Origin of the sequence: Streptomyces sp. NBC_00354, from assembly GCF_036106915.1 — a bacterium.
Classification (GTDB): Bacteria; Actinomycetota; Actinomycetes; order Streptomycetales; family Streptomycetaceae; genus Streptomyces.
Genome location: NZ_CP107983.1, coordinates 4,407,978 through 4,427,042, shown reverse-complemented (window position 1 = coordinate 4,427,042; position 19,065 = coordinate 4,407,978). Strand labels below are relative to the sequence as shown.

At 70.4% G+C, this 19,065-nt stretch carries 13 protein-coding genes; 6 read left to right on the top strand and 7 right to left on the bottom strand.

The genetic code is table 11. The annotated features are described in order from the left end of the window. The first annotated feature begins 54 nt into the window (after nucleotides 1–54). On the top strand, nucleotides 55–939 hold the full coding sequence (locus OHT74_RS20075; protein ID WP_266665777.1) for a Cof-type HAD-IIB family hydrolase: 885 nt from the start codon (nucleotides 55–57) through the stop codon (nucleotides 937–939). Between the two features lie 39 nt (nucleotides 940–978). Here the strand turns inward: OHT74_RS20075 and OHT74_RS20070 are convergent, their stop codons facing one another. From OHT74_RS20070 to OHT74_RS20055, 4 genes are read right to left on the bottom strand one after another with little or no spacing between them, the layout of a single operon-like run. Then, on the bottom strand, nucleotides 979–2,715 hold the full coding sequence (locus OHT74_RS20070) for a GAF domain-containing sensor histidine kinase (RefSeq protein WP_328620956.1): 1,737 nt from the start codon (nucleotides 2,713–2,715) through the stop codon (nucleotides 979–981). 24 nt (nucleotides 2,716–2,739) lie between these two features. Then, nucleotides 2,740–6,291: a thiol reductant ABC exporter subunit CydD gene (cydD, locus tag OHT74_RS20065; protein WP_328620955.1), complete on the bottom strand. Its 3,552-nt coding sequence runs from the start codon at nucleotides 6,289–6,291 to the stop codon at nucleotides 2,740–2,742. Between the two features lie 43 nt (nucleotides 6,292–6,334). Further along, complete coding sequence (gene cydB / locus OHT74_RS20060) at nucleotides 6,335–7,336, bottom strand: cytochrome d ubiquinol oxidase subunit II (RefSeq protein WP_266665774.1); 1,002 nt, start codon at nucleotides 7,334–7,336, stop codon at nucleotides 6,335–6,337. Between the two features lie 18 nt (nucleotides 7,337–7,354). Next, nucleotides 7,355–8,860, bottom strand: a complete 1,506-nt coding sequence (locus tag OHT74_RS20055) for a cytochrome ubiquinol oxidase subunit I (protein WP_328620954.1) — start codon at nucleotides 8,858–8,860, stop codon at nucleotides 7,355–7,357. 189 nt (nucleotides 8,861–9,049) lie between these two features. Between OHT74_RS20055 and OHT74_RS20050 the strand changes: the two genes are divergently transcribed. Then, nucleotides 9,050–9,418: a cyclophilin-like fold protein gene (locus tag OHT74_RS20050; RefSeq protein WP_266627638.1), complete on the top strand. Its 369-nt coding sequence runs from the start codon at nucleotides 9,050–9,052 to the stop codon at nucleotides 9,416–9,418. Between the two features lie 30 nt (nucleotides 9,419–9,448). Here the strand turns inward: OHT74_RS20050 and hisC are convergent, their stop codons facing one another. Beyond that, nucleotides 9,449–10,531 carry a histidinol-phosphate transaminase gene (hisC, locus tag OHT74_RS20045; RefSeq protein ID WP_266665772.1) on the bottom strand — a complete coding sequence of 361 codons (1,083 nt, stop codon included), beginning with the start codon at nucleotides 10,529–10,531 and terminating at the stop codon, nucleotides 9,449–9,451. A 361-nt stretch (nucleotides 10,532–10,892) separates the two neighbouring features. Here hisC and OHT74_RS20040 point away from each other — a divergent pair, with 361 nt between their 5' ends. From OHT74_RS20040 to OHT74_RS20030, 3 genes are all read left to right on the top strand, one after another. After that, nucleotides 10,893–12,008, top strand: a complete 1,116-nt coding sequence (locus tag OHT74_RS20040; protein ID WP_266665771.1) for a LacI family DNA-binding transcriptional regulator — start codon at nucleotides 10,893–10,895, stop codon at nucleotides 12,006–12,008. Nucleotides 12,009–12,224: 216 nt separating this feature from the next. Then, entirely contained in the window at nucleotides 12,225–13,400 is a 1,176-nt protein-coding gene (locus OHT74_RS20035) for a metallophosphoesterase (RefSeq protein WP_266672884.1), read from the top strand. A gap of 150 nt (nucleotides 13,401–13,550) precedes the next feature. After that, nucleotides 13,551–14,372, top strand: a complete 822-nt coding sequence (locus tag OHT74_RS20030) for a hypothetical protein (RefSeq protein WP_266995733.1) — start codon at nucleotides 13,551–13,553, stop codon at nucleotides 14,370–14,372. A gap of 67 nt (nucleotides 14,373–14,439) precedes the next feature. Here OHT74_RS20030 and OHT74_RS20025 read toward each other — a convergent pair whose 3' ends face one another. Together OHT74_RS20025 and thiC are read right to left on the bottom strand one after the other, a co-directional pair. Next, nucleotides 14,440–15,489 carry an aldo/keto reductase gene (locus OHT74_RS20025; RefSeq protein WP_328623350.1) on the bottom strand — a complete coding sequence of 350 codons (1,050 nt, stop codon included), beginning with the start codon at nucleotides 15,487–15,489 and terminating at the stop codon, nucleotides 14,440–14,442. Between the two features lie 120 nt (nucleotides 15,490–15,609). Next, a complete protein-coding gene (thiC, locus tag OHT74_RS20020) occupies nucleotides 15,610–17,397 on the bottom strand; it encodes a phosphomethylpyrimidine synthase ThiC (RefSeq protein WP_266665769.1) in 1,788 nt (595 codons plus the stop codon). A 212-nt stretch (nucleotides 17,398–17,609) separates the two neighbouring features. On the opposite strand from thiC, the gene OHT74_RS20015 reads away from it, so the two are divergent. After that, nucleotides 17,610–19,022: a YibE/F family protein gene (locus OHT74_RS20015; protein ID WP_266665768.1), complete on the top strand. Its 1,413-nt coding sequence runs from the start codon at nucleotides 17,610–17,612 to the stop codon at nucleotides 19,020–19,022. The last annotated feature ends 43 nt before the right edge of the window (nucleotides 19,023–19,065 follow it).

The following is a 19,065-nucleotide window of genomic DNA, read 5'->3' as shown; positions in this document are numbered from 1 at the left end:
ACATCGCCATCCGGTGCGGGGCCCGGCCCTGCCCCGGGCCGCCGCCGCCAGGCCATGGGCGAAGATGGATCCGTGACCTCGGCTCCCCAGCGCCCGGACGGGCAAACCCCCACTCCCCGGCTCATCGCCACCGACCTCGACGGCACCCTGCTGCGCGACGACAAATCCGTCTCGCTCCGCACGGTCGCCGCGCTCGCCGCCGCCGAGGAGGCCGGGATCGAGGTCTTCTTCGTCACCGGCCGCCCGGCCCGCTGGATGGATGTGGTCAGCGACCACGTCCACGGCCACGGCCTGGCGATCTGCGCGAACGGGGCCGCGGTGGTCGATCTCCACGCGGGCCGGAAATTCGTACAGGTCCGGGCACTGCCGCGGACCACGGCTCTGACGGTCGTGGAGACCCTGCGCGCCGCTGCCCCGGGCACGTCCTTCGCGGTCGAGATGACCACCGGAATCAACTACGAGCCGCTGTACCCGCCCTTCTTCCAGGACCCGGGTGCCCATGTGGCAACCGCGGAGAAGCTGTTGGAGGAGGACACGGACGACACCTCCGCTCCCGTCCTCAAGCTGCTCGCGCACCACGCCGAGCTCGCCCCGGACGAATTCCTGGCACTCGCCCGCTCGGTCGCCGGCATCTACGCGTCGATCACCCGCTCCAGCCCGACCGCTCTGCTGGAGATCAGTGCGCTGGGCGTCTCCAAGGCCAGCACCCTGGAGCTGTGCTGCGCCGAGCGCGGTATCTCCCCCGCCGAGGTCGTCGCCTTCGGGGACATGCCGAACGATGTGGAGATGCTCCGCTGGGCAGGTACCTCATACGCGATGGGCAACGCCCACCCGGACGTGATCGCGGCCGCCTCCGGCCGTACGGTCGCCAACAACGAGGACGGCGTCGCCGTCGTCATCGAGCGCATCATCTCGGAACGCGCCGCGCACCAGCGGTAGACGCCGGCAGCGGGGCCGGCGCGAGCGGGCCCCGACAGGTCAGAGCGGGGCCTCCCACACCAGGGTGGTCCCGCTGCCGTCCTCTCCGATGCCGGGGCCGTACGAGCTCGACCCGCCCAGCGACTCGGCCCGCCGGCGCAGATTCCGCAGCCCGCTGCGCCGGCCGCCCTCGGGAATGCCCACGCCGTCGTCGGCGACCTCCAGCCGCACCCCGGGCCTCCCGTCGGCCAGGGTGGCGGTGCAGTCCACGACCACCTCGATCCGGGATGCCTCCGCGTGCCGGAAGGCATTCGACAGGGCCTCGCGCAGCGCCGCGATCAGGTTCTTGCCCACCAGCTCGCCGACCACCGCGTCGATCGGGCCGAGGAGCCGGTGCGCCGGCTTGAAACCCAAGGGCACCGCGGCCATGTTGATCTCTCGCAGGACCCGGGTGCGCAACCCCGACGGAGCCTCGGCCGGTCCTTGCTGGAGCGCGAAGATCGCGGTGCGGATCTCCTGGATCGTCACGTCCAGCTCGTCCACGGCCTTGCCCACGCCGTCCACAACCTCGGGGACGACGGACCGCCGCTGGGCGCCCTCCAGCATCATCCCCGTGGCGAACAGCCGCTGGATGACCAGGTCGTGCAGGTCCCGGGCGATCCGGTCGCGGTCCTCGAACACCGCGAGCCGCTCCCGGTCGCGCTGCGCCTCGGCCATCATCAGCGCGAGCGCCGCCTGGGAGGCGAACTGGGTGGCCAGGGTCCGCTCGGACTCGCTGAACGGCCTCTTGCCGCGGGCCCGCGGGGTCACCAGCGCGCCCAGCACACGCCCGCCGCTGTGCAGCGGCAGCATCATGCAGGGCCCGTACTGACTGGTCAGCCGGCTGACCATGCGGGGGTCGGAGGCGGCGTCGTCCACGAAGACCGGCTCGCCCCGGAGCAGCCTCGCCACCACCGGGCTCTCGGCCGGGATCACCAGGCCGAGTGAGGTGGCCGGATTTTCTGCGGAGACGGCGACGATCTCCATCCCGCCCTCCTCGGCCGGCAGCATCACGATCCCGGCGGCGGAATCGGCCAGGTGGCGGGCCTGTTCGGCCACCACCGCCAGCGCGTCATCCGCGTCACCGCCCGACAGCAGGGCGGTCGTGACGGCCACCGAGCCGTCGATCCACCGCTCCCGCTGGGTGGCGGCCTCGTACAGCCGGGCGTTGCCGATGGCGATCCCCGCCTCGGTGGCCAGGACCCGGACCATGTGGACGTCGTAGTCGTTGAACTGGCCGCCGCCGTTCTTCTCGGCGAGGTACAGGTTGCCGAAGATCTCCCCCTGCACCCGGATCGGGACGCCGAGGAAGGTCTTCATGGGCGGGTGGTGCGGCGGGAATCCGGCCGAGCGCGGATCCTTCGTCAGATCGGCGAGCTGCACCGTGTCGGGGTGCGAGATCAGCGCGCCGAGCAGGCCCCGCTTCCCGTCCGGGCGGTGCCCGATCCTCCTGGCCGCCTCGGCGTCGATGCCGAAGGTGACGAAGTCCGACAGCCCGCGGCCCTCGGTGTCGACGACGCCGATCGCCGCGTACCGAGCGTCGGCGAGCTCGGCCGCGGTCTCGCAGATGCGATCGAGTGTCGAGTGCAGTTCGAGTCCGGTGCCGACCGAGCGCATGGCCTCCAGCAGTTGCGGCACGCGGGCGGTGAGCTCGGTGGAGAGGCCCTGCAGACTCCGCGTGGCCCGGGTGGCTGCCTCCAGCGGGTCAGGCGTTCCGGGTGGTGACTCCGGCGGTTCCTGCGACTCCTGCACTGACATGCCCTTGAGACTAGTTAGTCCCTTTTACCGGGGAAAGTCGGCGAGGGCCCCGTCGGCCGCCCGCTCCCGCTCCAGCAGGTTCCGCAGCGGGCCCTCGGCTGCGGCCAGCTCCGCGTACGTGCCGCGCTGCACGACCGTTCCGCGGTCCAGTACGAGCACCTCGTCGACCGCCTCCAGGCCGGCCAACCGGTGCGTGATCAGCACGGTGGTGCGGCCCTCGGTCGCGGCGAGCAGATCCGCCGTCAGGGCGTCCGCGGTCGCCAGGTCCAGGTGCTCGGCCGGCTCGTCGAGGACGAGGACGGGGAAATCGGCGAGCAGCGCCCTGGCCAGGGCCAGGCGCTGCCTCTGGCCGCCGGAGATCCGCTCGCCGTGCTCGCCGACCAGGGTGTCCAGCCCGTCGGGAAGCCCGTCGGCCCACTCCAGCAGCCGGGCCGCCACCAGGGCCTGCCGCAGCTGCTCCTCGCTCGCCCCGGTCCTGGCCAGCCGCAGGTTCTCCCGTACCGAGCTGTCGAAGAGGTGCGCGTCCTGGGCGCACAGGCCCACGATCCGGCGGACCTCGTCGCTGTCGAGCGTGCGCGCATCGGTCCCGCCCAGGGTGTACGTGCCTTCGTGCGGGTCCAGGAACCGCAGCAGGACCTGGGCCAGCGAGGTCTTGCCGGCACCCGAGGAGCCGACGACCGCGATCCGCCGGCCGGCCTCCAGGGTCAGGTCCAGCCCGTGCAGCGCATCCTGCTCCTGCCCGGGATGCCGGACGGCGAGTCCGGTCAGCCGCAGCGGGAACGGAGAGGCGGGTACCGGGGCCGGCCGCTCAGGCTCGGCGACCGGGGCGGGAGCGTCGATGACCTCGTAGATCCGCTCGGCGCTGCGGCGTACCCGCTGTCGGTACTGGACGGCCTGCGGAAGCCCGTTGACCGCCTCGAAGGCGGCGAGCGGGGTCAGGACGGCAACGGCCATGGCCACCCCGGACAGCCGGCCGTCGTGGACGGCGTTCGCGGCCACGGCCGCGGCGACCACCACGGTCAGCCCGCACACGAGGGCGGAGAGCCCGCTGCCGAGCCCGGTGGCGGCTGCTCCCCGTGCGGCGATGGCGGTCAGCGTCCGGTCGCTCTCCTTCGCGGCGTCCTTGCGGCCGGCCAGCGCGCCGGCGACGGTCAGCTCGGCGGTCCCCGTCAGCAGGTCGGCCGCCCGGGTGGCGAGCTCGCCCCGGGCCGGCGCCAGCCGCCGCTCGGCACGGCGGGCGCAGGCCCCGCTGACCAGCGGCACGCCGACCCCGGCGGCGAGCAGCCCGACGGCGAGCGCGGCCCCTGCCCCGGGCAACAGCCAGGCGGTGAAGGCGACCGAGCCGGTGCCGACGAGTACCGCGGTGCCGACCGGCAGCAGCCAGCGCAGCCAGTAGTCCTGGAGGGCGTCGGCGTCGGCCACCAGGCGGGCCAGCAGGTCTCCGCGCCGCTGTTCCCGCAGCCCGGCGGGCGCGATGCCCTCCAGCCGCCGGAACACCGACACGCGCAGTTCGGCGAGCATCCGCAGCACGGCGTCGTGGGAGACGAGACGCTCCGCGTACCGGAAGACGGCCCGCCCGATCCCGAAGGTCCGGGTGGCGGTGACGGCCACCATCAGGTAGAGCACCGGCGGTTGTTCCGAGGCCCGGGAGATCAGCCATCCGGAGACGGCCATCAGCCCGACACTGCATCCGACGGCCAGCGCCCCGAGCAGCAGACCGAGCCGGAACCGCCCCTGCCAGGCCTTGGCCACGGCGCGTACCCGCCGGAGCGGATCGCCCCCGCCCGAGTCGGTGCCACCGGCCTTGGCCGCCCGCTCGGGGGCGCTGCCGAGAATCCACTCCCCGGGACCGGACGGCCCGTGGCGCTCCCCGCCGAGGCTGTCCGAGGTCCCTGGCACGTCCCCGAGCCGGGCAGGGGAGACGGGAGGCAGGAGCCCCGCAGAGCCCACCGGCACCACGCGGTCGGCCACGGCCAGCAGCGCCGGCCTGTGGGCGACCAGCAGCACGGTCCGCCCCACCGCGAGACGTCGTACCGCGTCGACCACGGCCGCCTCGGTCTCCCCGTCGAGAGCCGCGGTCGGCTCGTCCAGCAGCAGCACCGGCCGGTTCGCGAGGAACGCCCGCGCCAGCGCCAGCCGCTGGCGCTGTCCGGCGGACAGCCCGACTCCGCCTTCGCCGAGCTCGGTGTCGACGCCGCGCGGCAGCGCGGCCACGAACTCCCACGCCCCGGCGTCCTTCAGCGCCTCGGTCACCGCGTCCGCGGACGCATCCGGCCGCGCCAGCCGTACGTTCTGCGCGATCGTCCCGGCGAACAGGTGCGGCCGCTGCGGCACCCAGGCGATCCGCTGCCGCCACTCCTCGAGCGACAGCGACGCGAGGTCCGCGCCCGCGATCCGCACCCGCCCCGCGGTCGGCGCCACGAAGCCCAGCAGCACCTGGATCAGCGAGGACTTGCCCGCCCCGCTGGGCCCGGTGAGGGCGACACACTCCCCGGGTCCGACCGCCAGCGAGACCGGTCCCGGCGAGTCCCCACCCCGGCCCTCGTAGCGGACCGCGACGCCGTCCATCTCGATCCGCAGCCCCGCGGCCGGCACCGGGGCCGCGCCGCCCAGGGCGGCGACCGGGGTCTGGAGCACCTCGAAGATCTCCTCCGCGGCCGCCAGCCCCTCGGCGGCCGCGTGGTACTGCGCCCCGACCTGCCGCAGCGGCAGATACGCCTCCGGCGCCAGGATCAGGATGACCAGCCCGGTGTACAGATCGAGCTCCCCGTGGACCAGCCGCATGCCGATGGTCACGGCCACCAGTGCCACCGAGAGGGTCGCCAGCAGCTCCAGGGCGAAGGAGGAAAGGAAGGCGATGCGCAGGGTCCGCACCGTCGCCTGCCGGTAGTCATCGGTGATCTTGCGGATCGACTCGGCCTGCGCCTTGGCCCGGCCGAAGACCTTCAGCGTCGGCAGCCCGGCCACCACGTCCAGGAAGTGTCCCGACAGCCGGGACAGCAGCCGCCACTGGCGGTCCATCCGGGACTGGGTGGCCATGCCGATCAGCACCATGAAGAGCGGAATCAGCGGCAGGGTAACCACGATGATGGCAGCCGACACCCAGTCCTCGGTGACGATCCGGGCGAGGACCGCCACCGGGACGACCACGGCGAGGCCCAGCTGGGGCAGGTACCGCGAGAAGTAGTCGTCGAGGGCGTCCACGCCCCGGGTGGCCAGCGCCACCAGCGACCCGGTCTGCTGTCCGCTCAGCCCGCCGGGCCCCAGGTCCGCGGCCCGGTCCAGCAGCCGGCCCCGCAGCTGCGACTTGACCGCCGCACTGGCCCGATGGGCAGCGAGTTCCGTGAGCCAGGCGAGCAGACCTCGCCCCAGTGCCACTGCTGCGAGCAGCAGCAGCGGCGTCCGCAGCGCCTCGCCGTCCAGCCCCTGCTCGAAGGCGCCGACCACGATCTCGGCGATCAGCATCGCCTGACCGACGACCAGCCCCGCCCCGGCAAGTCCCAGGGCCACCACGGCCGCCAGGAAGAGGCGGGTGGAGCGGGCGTACCGAAGCAGGCGCGGGTCGATCGGTTTCACGTGAAACATCCCCCAGAGCAGGGTCAGGCCGGACGGTCAGGGATCAGTGCGCATCGACGATGTGCTGCGTGCCGATCCGCTTGCGGAACACCCAGTACGTCCAGCCCTGGTAGAGCAGGACGAGCGGCGTGGCCACTCCCGCACACCAGGTCATGATCTTCAGGGTGTAGGGGCTGGACGAGGCGTTGGTGACCGTGAGGTTCCAGGCGTCGTTCAGCGAGGACGGCATCACGTTCGGGAAGAGCGTCAGGAAGAGCATCGCGACCGCGGCCGCGATGGTGACCCCCGACAGGGCGAACGACCAGCCCTCGCGGCCCGCCAGGTTGAAGGCGAGGGCCCCGACCAGTGCGACGACCGCGACGGCCATGGCGATCAGGCTCTTGCCGTCACCGCGCGAGACCTGGGTCCAGATCAGGAAGACGAGTGCCAGCACGGCAGTGACCACACCCAGCCGGGTCGCCAGCGCACGCGAGCGCTCCCGGATGTCCCCGACCGTCTTGAGCGAGGTGAACACCGTTCCGTGGAAGGTGAAGAGGGTCAGGGTGACCAGGCCGCCGAGCAGGGAGTAGACGTTGAGCAGGTCGAAGAGGCTGCCGACGTACTCCTTGTGCTCGTCGATCTTCACGCCGCGCACGATGTTGGCGAAGGCCACGCCCCACAGGAACGCGGGGATCAGCGAGGTCCAGAAGATCGCGTGTTCCCAGTTGGTCTGCCACCGGTCCTCGTCCCGCTTGTGCCGGTACTCGAAGGCGACACCGCGGATGATCAGACAGATCAGGATGACCAGGAGCGGCAGGTAGAACCCCGAGAACAGGGTGGCGTACCACTCGGGGAAGGCGGCGAAGGTCGCCCCGCCGGCGGTGAGCAGCCAGACCTCGTTGCCGTCCCACACGGGCCCGATCGTGTTGATCAGGACCCGCCTCTCCTTGCGGTCGCGGGCGAGCAGCTTGGTCAGTACGCCGACCCCGAAGTCGAAGCCCTCCAGGAAGAAGTAGCCGGTCCACAGGACGGCGATGAGCACGAACCAGACGTCATGGAGTTGCATGGTGTGGTCCCCTCAGCCTCAGTACGAGAAGGCCATAGGCCGGTCGGGGTTCTTGTCGTCCCCGCCGATCTTGGTGGGCGGGTTCAGGTCTGCCTCGGTGAGCTCGGGCGGCCCGAGCTTGACGTACTTCACCAGCAGCCTGACCTCGATCACCGCGAGCACGGCGTACAGGAGCGTGAAGCCGATCATCGAGGTGAGCACCTCGCCCTGGGAGACGTGGGGCGAGACCGCATCGCGGGTGCGCAGGACTCCGTAGACCACCCAGGGCTGGCGGCCCATCTCGGTGAAGATCCAGCCCCAGGAGTTGGCGATGAGCGGGAAGCCCATGGTCCAGAGGGCGACGATCCAGTACCAGGTGGTGAACCTGGGGCTCAGCGCCTTCTTGAAGAGGACCAGGTGCGGGACCTCGTCCTCGCCGGTGCGCAGGCCCGGCGGCAGCATGAACTTCTTCCGGGTGAGCCAGAGCCCCAGCACTCCGATGCCGAGGGAGGCCATGCCGAAGCCGATCATCCAGCGGAAGCCCCAGTACGCGACCGGGATGTTGGGCCGGTAGTCGCCGGGCCCGAACTTCTCCTGTTCGGCTTTGTTGACGTCGTTGATGCCGGGGACGAAGGAGGTGAAGTCGTCATTGGCCAGGAAGGACAGCAGGCCCGGGATCTCTATGGCGACTTTGTTGTGGCCCTTTTCGACGTCTCCGTAGGCGAAGACGGAGAAGGGCGCGGGCGCCTCGCCGTCCCAGAGCGCCTCCGCGGCGGCCATCTTCATCGGCTGCTGCTTGAACATCACCTTTCCCAGCAGGTCACCGCTGATGGCGGTGCCCATGCCGGCGATGATCAGGGTGACCAGGCCGAGTCGCAGCGAGGTCCGCATCACGGGGATGTGCTTCTTGCGGGCCAGGTGGAAGGCGGAGATGCCGACCATGAAGGCGCCGCCGACCAGGAACGCCGCCGTGATGGTGTGGAAGAACTGCGTCAGCGCGGTGTTCTGGGTGAGGACCAGCCAGAAGTCGGTGAGTTCGGCCCGGCCCCGCTCCTCGTTGATCCGGTAGCCGACCGGGTGCTGCATCCAGGAATTGGCCGCGAGGATGAAGTACGCGGAGAGGATGGTGCCGATCGAGACCATCCAGATGCAGGCCAGGTGGATCTTCTTCGGAAGTTTGTCCCAGCCGAAGATCCACAGCCCGATGAAGGTCGACTCGAAGAAGAAGGCGATGAGCGCCTCGAAGGCCAGCGGGGCCCCGAAGATGTCACCGACGAAGCGCGAGTAGTCGGACCAGTTCATGCCGAACTGGAACTCCTGCACGATGCCCGTGACGACACCCATGGCGATATTGATCAAGAAGAGCTTGCCCCAGAACTTGGTGGCTCTGAGGTACTTCTCCTTCTCCGAGCGCACCCAGGCGGTCTGGAGGCCTGCCGTGAGCGCCGCGAGAGAGATCGTCAGCGGGACGAAGAGGAAGTGGTAGACGGTGGTGATGCCGAACTGCCAGCGCGCCAACGTCTCTGGCGCCAAAGCTACGTCCACGTCGTCGTCTCCTTCGGTGCGCCGTGGTCACTGCCGCAGTTTGCCTGGCGTGCCCCACCCGAATACGGGACGAAACAGGACACGCTTGTGAACGCGTTCACATTCACAAGCATTATGTCGTACTGCTTCAGACGCCTTCCAGGCGGGGCCCCCTAGCCAACACTTTCAACAGATTGTTGAATGCCGCTCATGAGGATTCGTATCTCCTGGCCCGCAGGCCAGCTCACGGCAACCCTTGACGAGACCCCGACCAGCAAGGCGCTGGCCGAGGCCCTTCCGATCTCCGCGTCCGCCCACACCTGGGGCGAGGAGGTCTACTTCGACACCGGCGTCTCCGTGGCGCTCGAACACGACGCCCGGCAGGTCGTCGACCCGGGCACGGTCGCGTTCTGGACCGAGGGCGACGCCCTCGCGCTCCCGTACGGCCCCACGCCCATCTCGCGCGGAGGCGAGAGCCGCCTGGCGAGCCCGTGCAATGTGCTCGGCTCGTTCGACGGCGACCCCCGCCTGCTGTCCACCGTCCGCGACGGCGACCCGATCCGCGTGGAACTCGCGTAGCCTCCGGCGAACCCGCGTAGCCCCTGAGGGCTACATCTCCTTGAAGAACGCCTCCGCCGTGTGCAGGAAGATGTCGTTCGCCTCGGGCTCACCGATCGTGACCCGCAGGCCCTCGCCCGCGAAGGGCCGGACCACCACACCGGCCTTCTCGCAGGCCGCCGCGAACGCGGCGGTCCGCTCCCCCAGCCGCATCCACACGAAGTTCGCCTGCGTCTCCGGCACCACGGTCCAGCCCTGGCCGAGCAGCGTCTTGTAGACCCGTGCACGCTCTCCCACCAGCGCCCCGACGCGGCCCATCAGCTCGTCCTCGGCGCGCAGCGAGGCGACCGCCGCGTCCTGGGCGAGCTGGCTGACGCCGAAGGGCACCGCCGTCTTGCGCAGCGCCGCCGCCACCGGCTCGTGCGCCACCGCGAAGCCGACGCGCAGGCCGGCCAGCCCGTACGCCTTGGAGAACGTACGCAGCACGCAGACGTTCGGGCGGCCCCGGTAGAGCTCGATGCCGTCCGGCACCTCGACGTCGCGGACGAACTCGCGGTACGCCTCGTCCAGCACCACCAGGATGTCCGAGGGCACCCGGTCCAGGAACCGCACCAGCTCGTCACGGCGCACGGCGGTGCCGGTGGGGTTGTTGGGGTTGCAGACGAAGATCAGCCGGGTCCGCTCGGTGATCGCGTCGAACATCGCCTCGAGGTCGTGCACGTCCCCGTCGGTCAGCGGGACCTGCACGGCCGTCGCACCCGAGATCTGCGTGACGATCGGGTAGGCCTCGAAGGACCGCCAGGCGTAGATGACCTCGTCGCCCGGGCCGGCCGTCGACTGGACCAGCTGCTGGGCCACGCCCACCGAACCCGTGCCGGTGGCGATGTGCTCGACCGGCACCCCGAACCGCTCGGCGAGCTCGTTCACCAGGACCGTGCAGGCCAGGTCGGGGTAGCGGTTGAACTGTCCTGCCGCCGCGACCGCAGTCTCCAGCACCCCGGACAGCGGCGGGTACGGGTTCTCGTTCGAGGACAGCTTGTAAGCGACGGGCCCGCCCGCGGCAGCGGGCTTCCCGGGCTTGTAGGTGGGAATGCCGTCCAGCTCGGCGCGCAGCTTCGGGCTCTTCTCGCTCACCGCAGGTCCTCCTCGACCGTCCCGTACGACGTCGCCGTCGACTCAATACTGCTCACCTTATGAGGATTCCGCTCTTCCGAAAATGGCGGCGCCAGAATTGCGGGGGAGCGCACGCATATATGCACACGCCGGTGGCCCACGCCGTGGCGCGCATCCCTCGTACAGGTGAGTTGAGACCGGCCCGAGACCACACCGCTTTGGCATGCCCGTACCCGCCGACAAACGCCCCGCTCACCCTCCGCGCTCAAATGCCTTTAATTCCAAGGTCATTGGGGGTGGCGAACCATGCAGAAACGTGCCTGTCAACGCGTGCATATGCACCCGGACCACCCACCCCGCCGAGCCCTACTATCGGCTCGCCATGACAGCAGCAGGGAAGCATCAGGTGAGCCGGACCGAGACCACCCGGCGGGCCGCCGGCCGACAGGGCCGGGCCGGCATCAGGGACGTGGCCGCCGCAGCGGGCGTCTCGATCACAACCGTCTCCGACGCGCTCAATGGCAAGGGGCGGCTGCCGGACGCCACCCGCCGCCACGTTCGCGAGGTCGCCGACCGGCTGGGCTACCGCCCCTCCGCCGCGGCCCGCACCCTCCGTACCGGCAAGTCGGGCCTCATCGGTCTGACCGTGACGACGTACGGGGATGAACCTTTCACCTTCACCGAATTCGCCTACTTCGCCGAGATGGCCAGGGCCGCCACCTCTGCCGCGCTCGCCCGCGGCTACGCCCTCGTCATCCTCCCCGCCACCTCCCGACACGACGTGTGGTCCAACGTGGCCCTCGACGGCACCGTCGTCATCGACCCCTCCGACCACGACCCCGTCGTCACCGAACTGGTCCGCCAAGGCCTCCCCGTCGTCTCCGACGGCCGCCCGGCCGGCTCCCTCCCCGTCACCGCCTGGGTCGACAACGACCACGAGGCAGCCGTACTCAACCTGCTCGACCACCTCGCCGCCGCCGGCGCCCGCCGTATCGGGCTGCTGACCGGCACCACCACCGACACCTACACCCGGCTCTCCACCACCGCCTACCTCAGCTGGTGCGAGCGCGTCGGCCAGGACCCCGTCTACGAGTCCTACCCCGCCCACGACCCGTGCGCCGGCGCCGTCGCCGCGGACCGGCTGCTGGCCCGGCCCGACCGGCCCGACGCCGTCTACGGGCTGTTCGACCCCAACGGGACCGACCTGCTCGCCGCCGCCCGGCGCTACGGCCTGCGCGTCCCCGAGGACCTGCTGCTCGTGTGCTGCAGCGAGTCCACCGTGTACGCCAACACCGAACCGCCCATCACCACCCTTTCCCTCAAACCGCGCCGCATCGGCACCGCCGTCGTGCAGTTGCTCATCGACGCCATCGAGGGGGTCGACACCGGGCGTCCCGTCCAACAGGTCGTCCCGACCGAGCTGATCGTCCGTACCTCCTCGCAGCGCAGGCAGCCCCGTACGACCGTCAGTCCGCCCCGGTCACCGGCCAAGGACTGACCGCCACACCGCGAAACCGGCGGGGCCGACGGCCCCGCCGAGGATTTCAGCAACACCTATTTCGGGAGAAAGCGGCAGGAACTATTGGTTCCGCCCAGGATTCACCACCCCTGGTGCGTCACAGAGCGCGAGCCGCATTCCTATGATGGGCGCACGACATCACGGACCCTCCTCCCCGGAGGTCAGGAGGGTCCGCAGGTGTACGGCAGCGCGACGGTGGTGGAGGGGTCGATGACTCAGGGGGCCGGTCAGGGACCCGCGATGCGGACGGAGACGCTGCGGGACTTCCGAGTTCCGGTCACCGAGCCCGTCCCGTACGGCGTGCCCGGCGGGCTTCCCGACGAAGCCCCCGTGTACGGCGAGTACCCCGCGTACTACGGGGAGGGTGCGTCCGTGCCCGCGCCGCCGCCCCCGGGCCAGGCGCCCGCCGCGGGCGGACCGGCCGATGAGGACGAGCTCGACGAGGGCTACACCCCCACGCACCGCGATCTGCCGATCATCGGCCGCGGTGGGCCGGGTGACACTGTCCAGGTCCAGTACATCCCCCAGGAGCCCGCGGCCGCGGGCCCCGGGCCTCTGTACGTCGTCGGCGACGTCCACGGCTATCTGGACGAGCTCGTCACCGAACTCCATGCGCAGGGCCTCATCGACGCCGACCGCCGCTGGTCGGCCGGCAACGCACGCATCTGGTTCCTCGGCGACTTCACCGACCGCGGGCCCGACGGGATCGGCGTCATCGACCTCGTCATGCGGCTGTCCGCCGAAGCCGCCGCCTCAGGCGGCTACTGCAAGGCCCTCATGGGCAACCACGAGCTGCTGCTCATCGGCGCCAAGCGGTTCGGCGACACCCCTGTCGCCTCGGGCGCCGGCACCGCCACCTTCCAGGCCGCCTGGCTCCTCAACGGCGGCCAGCGCACCGACATGGAGCGCCTGGAGGACGTGCACCTGCAGTGGATGTCGCGGCTGGACGCGGCCGTGCTGGAGGACGGGCACCTGCTGCTGCACTCCGACACCACCGCGTACCTCGACTACGGCGACTCCATCGAGGACGTCAACGACACCATCCACGAGCTGCTCAACCGCAACGACGCCGACATCACCTGGGACCTCTTCCGCAAGTTCACCAAGCGGTTCGCCTTCCGCGACGAGGAGACCGGACCCCAGGCCGTACGCGAACTCCTCGACACCTACGGCGGCGGCCGGGTCGTGCACGGGCACAGCCCGATCCCGTACCTGCTGGGCGAGGTGGGCACCGAGAACGGCGACGAGTCCCGCGGCCCGGAGGCCGTGACCGGACCGCACGTGTATGCGGAAGGGCTCGCGATCGCCATGGACGGCGGGGTCACGATGGCGGGCAAACTGCTGGTCGTGCAACTCCCGCTGAACGACTGAGGGTTATCAGAAGGGGGGTAATTTCAGGAAAGCCCCTGTCACGGCGTGGCATGGGCGCTCTACCATCGCCCTATCCGTAGCAGGCTCTCCTCCGTTTGTGCCGGCGCCCGGGTCTACGCGGGCAAACCGGTCCCCACGGAGCATCGGGGGATGCACATGAACAGCGCTCCGCACCTGCTGACCGAAGACCGACCCGAGTTCGATCGCCTCCTCGACGAGGCGCTGCGTACCGCACACGAACGGCCCGAGCTCGCCGCTCTCGGCGAACGCCTGAACGCCGAACAACTGCGCACGATGGCCGTCGGGGCCAGCGCGCTGCTGACGGCCGCGGCCGCGGCCGAGTACGACCACTACGTGAAACTCCGTGGGGAACGGCGCGACGAGGCCCTGTCCACCCCCGGATCGGCAGTTGCCGACAGGAGTTCCGGGCAGGACGAGGGCGACGACGGCGCCGGGGTCAGCGCCGTGGTCGCGGTGCTCGCCCCGGTTCTGGCGGGCACCGCGATGCTGATCTTCCTGCTGGTGGGCTACGTCCTGAAGGCGATCGAGCCCGAACCGGCCTTCGCCGACACGATGCTGACGGCGGGTTGGCTCTTCGGCGCGCTGACGGTGGTCTCCCTGTTGTTCGCGGTGATCGGGCTGCTGGTGACGGCCGTCCGCAACCGCGCGACGGAGGTCGTGGCCGGGGACGGAGCGATACCCGACGAGCTCGCGCAGGCCCGCGAGGCCTGGCGGCATGCCCTGCTGGAGCGGGGCATCCTGCCGTTCCTGCGCGACGCGCTGGCCGATCCGAGCGCGGGGCCCGTGTATCCCGCTCCCCGCACGCCGAAGGCCGGGCGCATCCCCAACCTGGGATACACCCGGCCCGACTTCACCAGCCCCGGATCCCCGTCACAGGGACCCCGGCCCGGCTACACGCCTCCGGACTTCACCAGCCCCGACTTCGGCGGCCCGGAGACCGAGTCGTCCTGACAGCCTCGATGGGCAGTCCGTCCCTGTTTCACGTGAAACATCGCGCCGAACGGGGCCAAGACACCGCCTAGCCCGCCGACCGGTCCCCGGGGGCCCGCCGCCGCTGCGCGGTGTCGGTCAGGGCCGACGGGCGCCACACGCCGTCCGGGTGGTAGAGGTTCGTCCCCGGCGGCACGATCTCGTCGATCCGGTCCAGCACCGCGTCGTCGAGGACCAGTCCAGCACCCTTGACCAGCGAGTTCAGCTGGTCCATGGTCCGCGGACCGATGATCACCGAGGTGACTGCGGGATGCGCGACCGGGAAGGCGACCGCCAGCTCGGGCAGCGTGCAGCCGATGCCGTCGGCGAGCTCGAGGAGCTGTTCCACGGCCTCCAGCTTCGCGACGTTGCCGGGGATCGCCGGGTCGAAGCGCGCGGGAGTCAGAGCGGCCCTCCCCGAGCTCATGTCGACGGGCGCGCCGAGCCGGTACTTGCCGCTCAGGAAGCCGGAGGCAAGCGGGCTCCAGGTCAGTACGCCCATCCCGTACCGGCGGGCGACCGGCAGCACGGAGGCCTCCACCCCGCGCGCAAGGATCGAGTACGGAGGCTGCTCCGTCCGGAACCGCGGAAGAGCCCGCCGCTCGGCGACGTGATGCGCCTCGACGATCTCCTCGGCGGGGAAGGTGGAGCAGCCGAAAGCACGGATCTTGCCCGCCCTCACCAGATCTCCGAGGACCGACAGGGTCTCCTCGACGTCCGTCGAGTGGTCGGGCCGGTGCACCTGGTAGAGGTCGATCCAGTCGGTGTCCAGCCGCCGCAGACTGTCCTCGACGGCCTGCACGATCCACCGCCGCGAGTTCCCGCTGCGGTTGCGCCCCTCCCCCATCTGGAAGTGGACCTTGGTGGCGAGCACGACATCGTCGCGCCGCCCCTTGAGCGCCTTGCCGACGATCTCCTCGGACTCCCCGGCGGAGTACATGTCCGCGGTGTCGACGAAGTTGATGCCCTGATCGAGTGCGGCGTGGATGATCCTCGCGCACTCGTCGTGGTCCGGGTTCCCCACCGATCCGAACATCATCGTGCCGAGGCAGTGTGCGCTGACCTCTATGCCGGTCCCACCCAGACTGCGGTATCTCATGGTCATGGGGCCGCACTGTAGGAGTTGGAGTGCACTCCAGCGCAAGCAGTTCCGGCCCCGGGACGCTGCTCCGGGGAGTCCCCTCCTCCTCCCCGGAGCAGCGCCACCGCGGCCGTCGGGTCAGTCCGCCAGCGGGAGGTACACCCGGTTGCCGCTCGCCGCGAACTCGGCGGACTTCTCCGCCATGCCCGCCTCGATCTCATCTGCCTTCAGGTCTCCGCCATGCTCACGGCGGATGTCCTGGGAGATCTTCATCGAGCAGAACTTCGGACCGCACATGGAGCAGAAGTGCGCGGTCTTGGCCGGCTCGGCCGGGAGCGTCTCGTCATGGAACTCACGGGCCGTATCCGGGTCGAGGGCCAGGTTGAACTGGTCCTCCCAGCGGAACTCGAACCGCGCGTCCGAAAGGGCGTCGTCCCACTCCTGGGCGCCCGGGTGGCCCTTGGCCAGGTCCGCCGCGTGGGCGGCGATCTTGTACGTGATGACGCCGGTCTTCACGTCGTCACGGTTGGGCAGGCCCAGGTGCTCCTTGGGCGTGACGTAGCAGAGCATCGCGGTGCCCCACCAGGCGATCATCGCGGCGCCGATGCCCGAGGTGATGTGGTCGTACGCCGGGGCGACGTCCGTGGTCAGCGGGCCGAGCGTGTAGAACGGCGCCTCCTCGCAGATCTCCTGCTGGAGGTCGATGTTCTCCTTGATCTTGTGCATCGGGACGTGGCCCGGGCCCTCGATCATGGTCTGCACGTTGTGCCGCTTGGCGATCGTGTTCAGCTCGCCCAGCGTCTTCAGCTCCGCGAACTGCGCCGCGTCGTTGGCGTCCGCGATGGAGCCGGGGCGCAGGCCGTCGCCCAGCGAGTACGTGACGTCGTACGTCGCGAGGATCTCGCAGAGCTCCTCGAAGTTCGTGTAGAGGAAGTTCTCCTTGTGGTGCGCCAGGCACCACGCGGCCATGATCGATCCGCCGCGCGAGACGATGCCGGTCTTGCGGCGGGCGGTCAGCGGCACGTACGGCAGCAGCACGCCGGCGTGGACCGTCATGTAGTCGACGCCCTGCTCGGCCTGCTCGATGACCGTGTCCTTGTAGATCTCCCAGGTCAGGTCCTCGGCGCGGCCGTCGACCTTCTCGAGCGCCTGGTACAGCGGCACGGTGCCGATCGGCACGGGGGAGTTGCGCAGCACCCACTCACGGGTGGTGTGGATGTTGCGGCCGGTCGAGAGGTCCATGACCGTGTCGGCGCCCCACTTGGTCGCCCAGGTCATCTTGTCGACCTCCTCCTCGATGGAGGAGGTGACGGCGGAGTTGCCGATGTTGGCGTTGACCTTCACCAGGAACCGCTTGCCGATGATCATCGGCTCGATCTCCGGGTGGTTCACGTTCGCGGGAAGCACGGCGCGACCTGCGGCGATCTCCTCGCGGACGACCTCGGGGGATACGTTCTCGCGGATCGCGACGTACTCCATCTCCGGGGTGATCTCACCGCGGCGGGCGTACGCGAGCTGCGTGACGGCGGCGCCGCCACGACCGCGGCGGGGCTGGCGGGGGCGGCCCGGGAAGACCGCGTCGAGGTTCTTCAGACCACCGCGCGGCGAGGTGTGCTTGATGCCGTCGTCCTCGGGGCGCACGGGACGGCCCGCGTACTCCTCGGTGTCGCCGCGGCCGATGATCCAGTTCTCGCGCAGCGGCGGCAGGCCGCGCCGCACGTCGGTCTCGATCTGCGGGTCGGTGTACGGCCCGGACGTGTCGTAGAGCGTCACGTCCTTGCCGTTGGTGAGGTGGACCTGGCGGACCGGCACCCGGATGTCGGGGCGGGAGCCTGCCACGTAGCCCTTGTGCCAGCCCGGCTGGCGCTCTGTCCGGCCGTCGGCGTCCTGGCTGACGGCAGGCGTGCGTGCGTCCTGAATGGTCATGAGACCTGATCTCCCTACGCCGGCATTACCCGGTAACAGGTTCGGCGGTCGACGCAGCCTCTTCCCGTACGCATGTGTGCTGCGCGTACGGTGATCAGCGCCCTCTCAGCCCGGTGCTCCGAGCTCCCGCGTTGTGCAAAGGTGCCCCCACGCTAGCGTCATCTGTGGCGTGCTGAACAGTGGGCCCCCTCAACTCTTGCGATGATCTGCCGGTGACGTCCTCGCCGCAGCCTCCCTCCACGCCCACCGAGCCCACGGGTCACAACGACCACGCACGCGCGGCCCCCGGGCATGACCACGGCCCGTCGCACGACCCGTCCCAGGGCCACTCCCATGGTCATTCCCACGGCCACGGGCCGGCGGCACCCGTCTCGAAGCACCTGCGCAAGGTCATCGCGGCCGTACTGATCCCCTTCGCCGCCGCCGTCTTCGTCGGCATGGTGGTGCTCTGGCCGGGCGGCGCCCCCGCCCACGAGCGCTCCGGGGTGGGCTTCGACCGGCAGACCCAGCAGGGCAGGGTCGTCGCGCTCGAACAGGTCGACTGCAAGTCCGTGAACGCCTCACAGGTGCCGCCCACCACCGGCAGCCCCTCCACCCCGGAGGGCCGCGAGGCACAGGCCGCGCAGACCGGCGAGTGCAAGAAGGCCACCATCGAGGTCACCACCGGACCCGACAAGGGCCGTACCTTCTTCGAGATCGTCCAGCCGGGCGCCCCACGGCAGTTGGAGAACGGCCAGGAGGTGGTCGTCGCGTACGCGCCGGACGCGCCCCGGGATCTCCAGTACTCCGTGATCGACGTGAACCGCAAACTGCCGTTGGCGGTGCTGGCCGCCGTCTTCGCGGTGGCGGTCGTCGTGGTCGGCCGGATGCGCGGCCTGTTCGCGCTGATCGCGCTGACCGTCAGCTTCGGCGTGCTGACGCTCTTCATCCTCCCGGCGATCCTGCAGGGTTCGAACCCGCTGCTCGTCGCGGTCGTCGGCGCCAGCGCCATCATGCTCATCGCGCTCTACATGTGCCACGGTCTGAGTGCCCGTACGTCAGTCGCCGTCCTGGGAACGCTCATCTCGCTGCTGCTGATCGGTTTGCTGGGCTCGGTGTTCGTCGACTGGGCGTTTCTGAGCGGCAACACCGACGACAACACCGGGCTGATCCACGGGCTCTACCCGGACATCGACATGAGCGGTCTGCTGCTTGCAGGCGTGATCATCGGATCGCTGGGTGTGCTCGACGACGTGACGGTCACCCAGACCTCGGCGGTCTGGGAACTCCACCAGGCCGACCCGTCGATGGGGTCTCGCTCCTTGTACCGTGCGGCCATCCGGATCGGCCGCGACCACATCGCCTCGGTGGTCAACACCCTGGTACTGGCCTATGCGGGCGCGGCGCTGCCCCTGCTGCTGCTGTTCTCGATCGCGAACAGCAGCATGGGTTCGGTGGCCAACAGCGAACTGGTCGCGGAGGAGATCGTACGGACACTCGTCGGGTCGATCGGCCTGGTGGCCTCGGTCCCGGTGACAACGGCGCTTGCCGCGCTGGTGGTTTCTGCCGACCGGCCGGGATCCCCTGCTGGAGCGGCGGCCTCGGGGCCGGTCCGCGGGGGCCGGGGACGGCGGCGCAAGCGCTGAGAGACCCGGGGTACTCGGGGGCCCGGGGCAGCTCGGCGCGTCC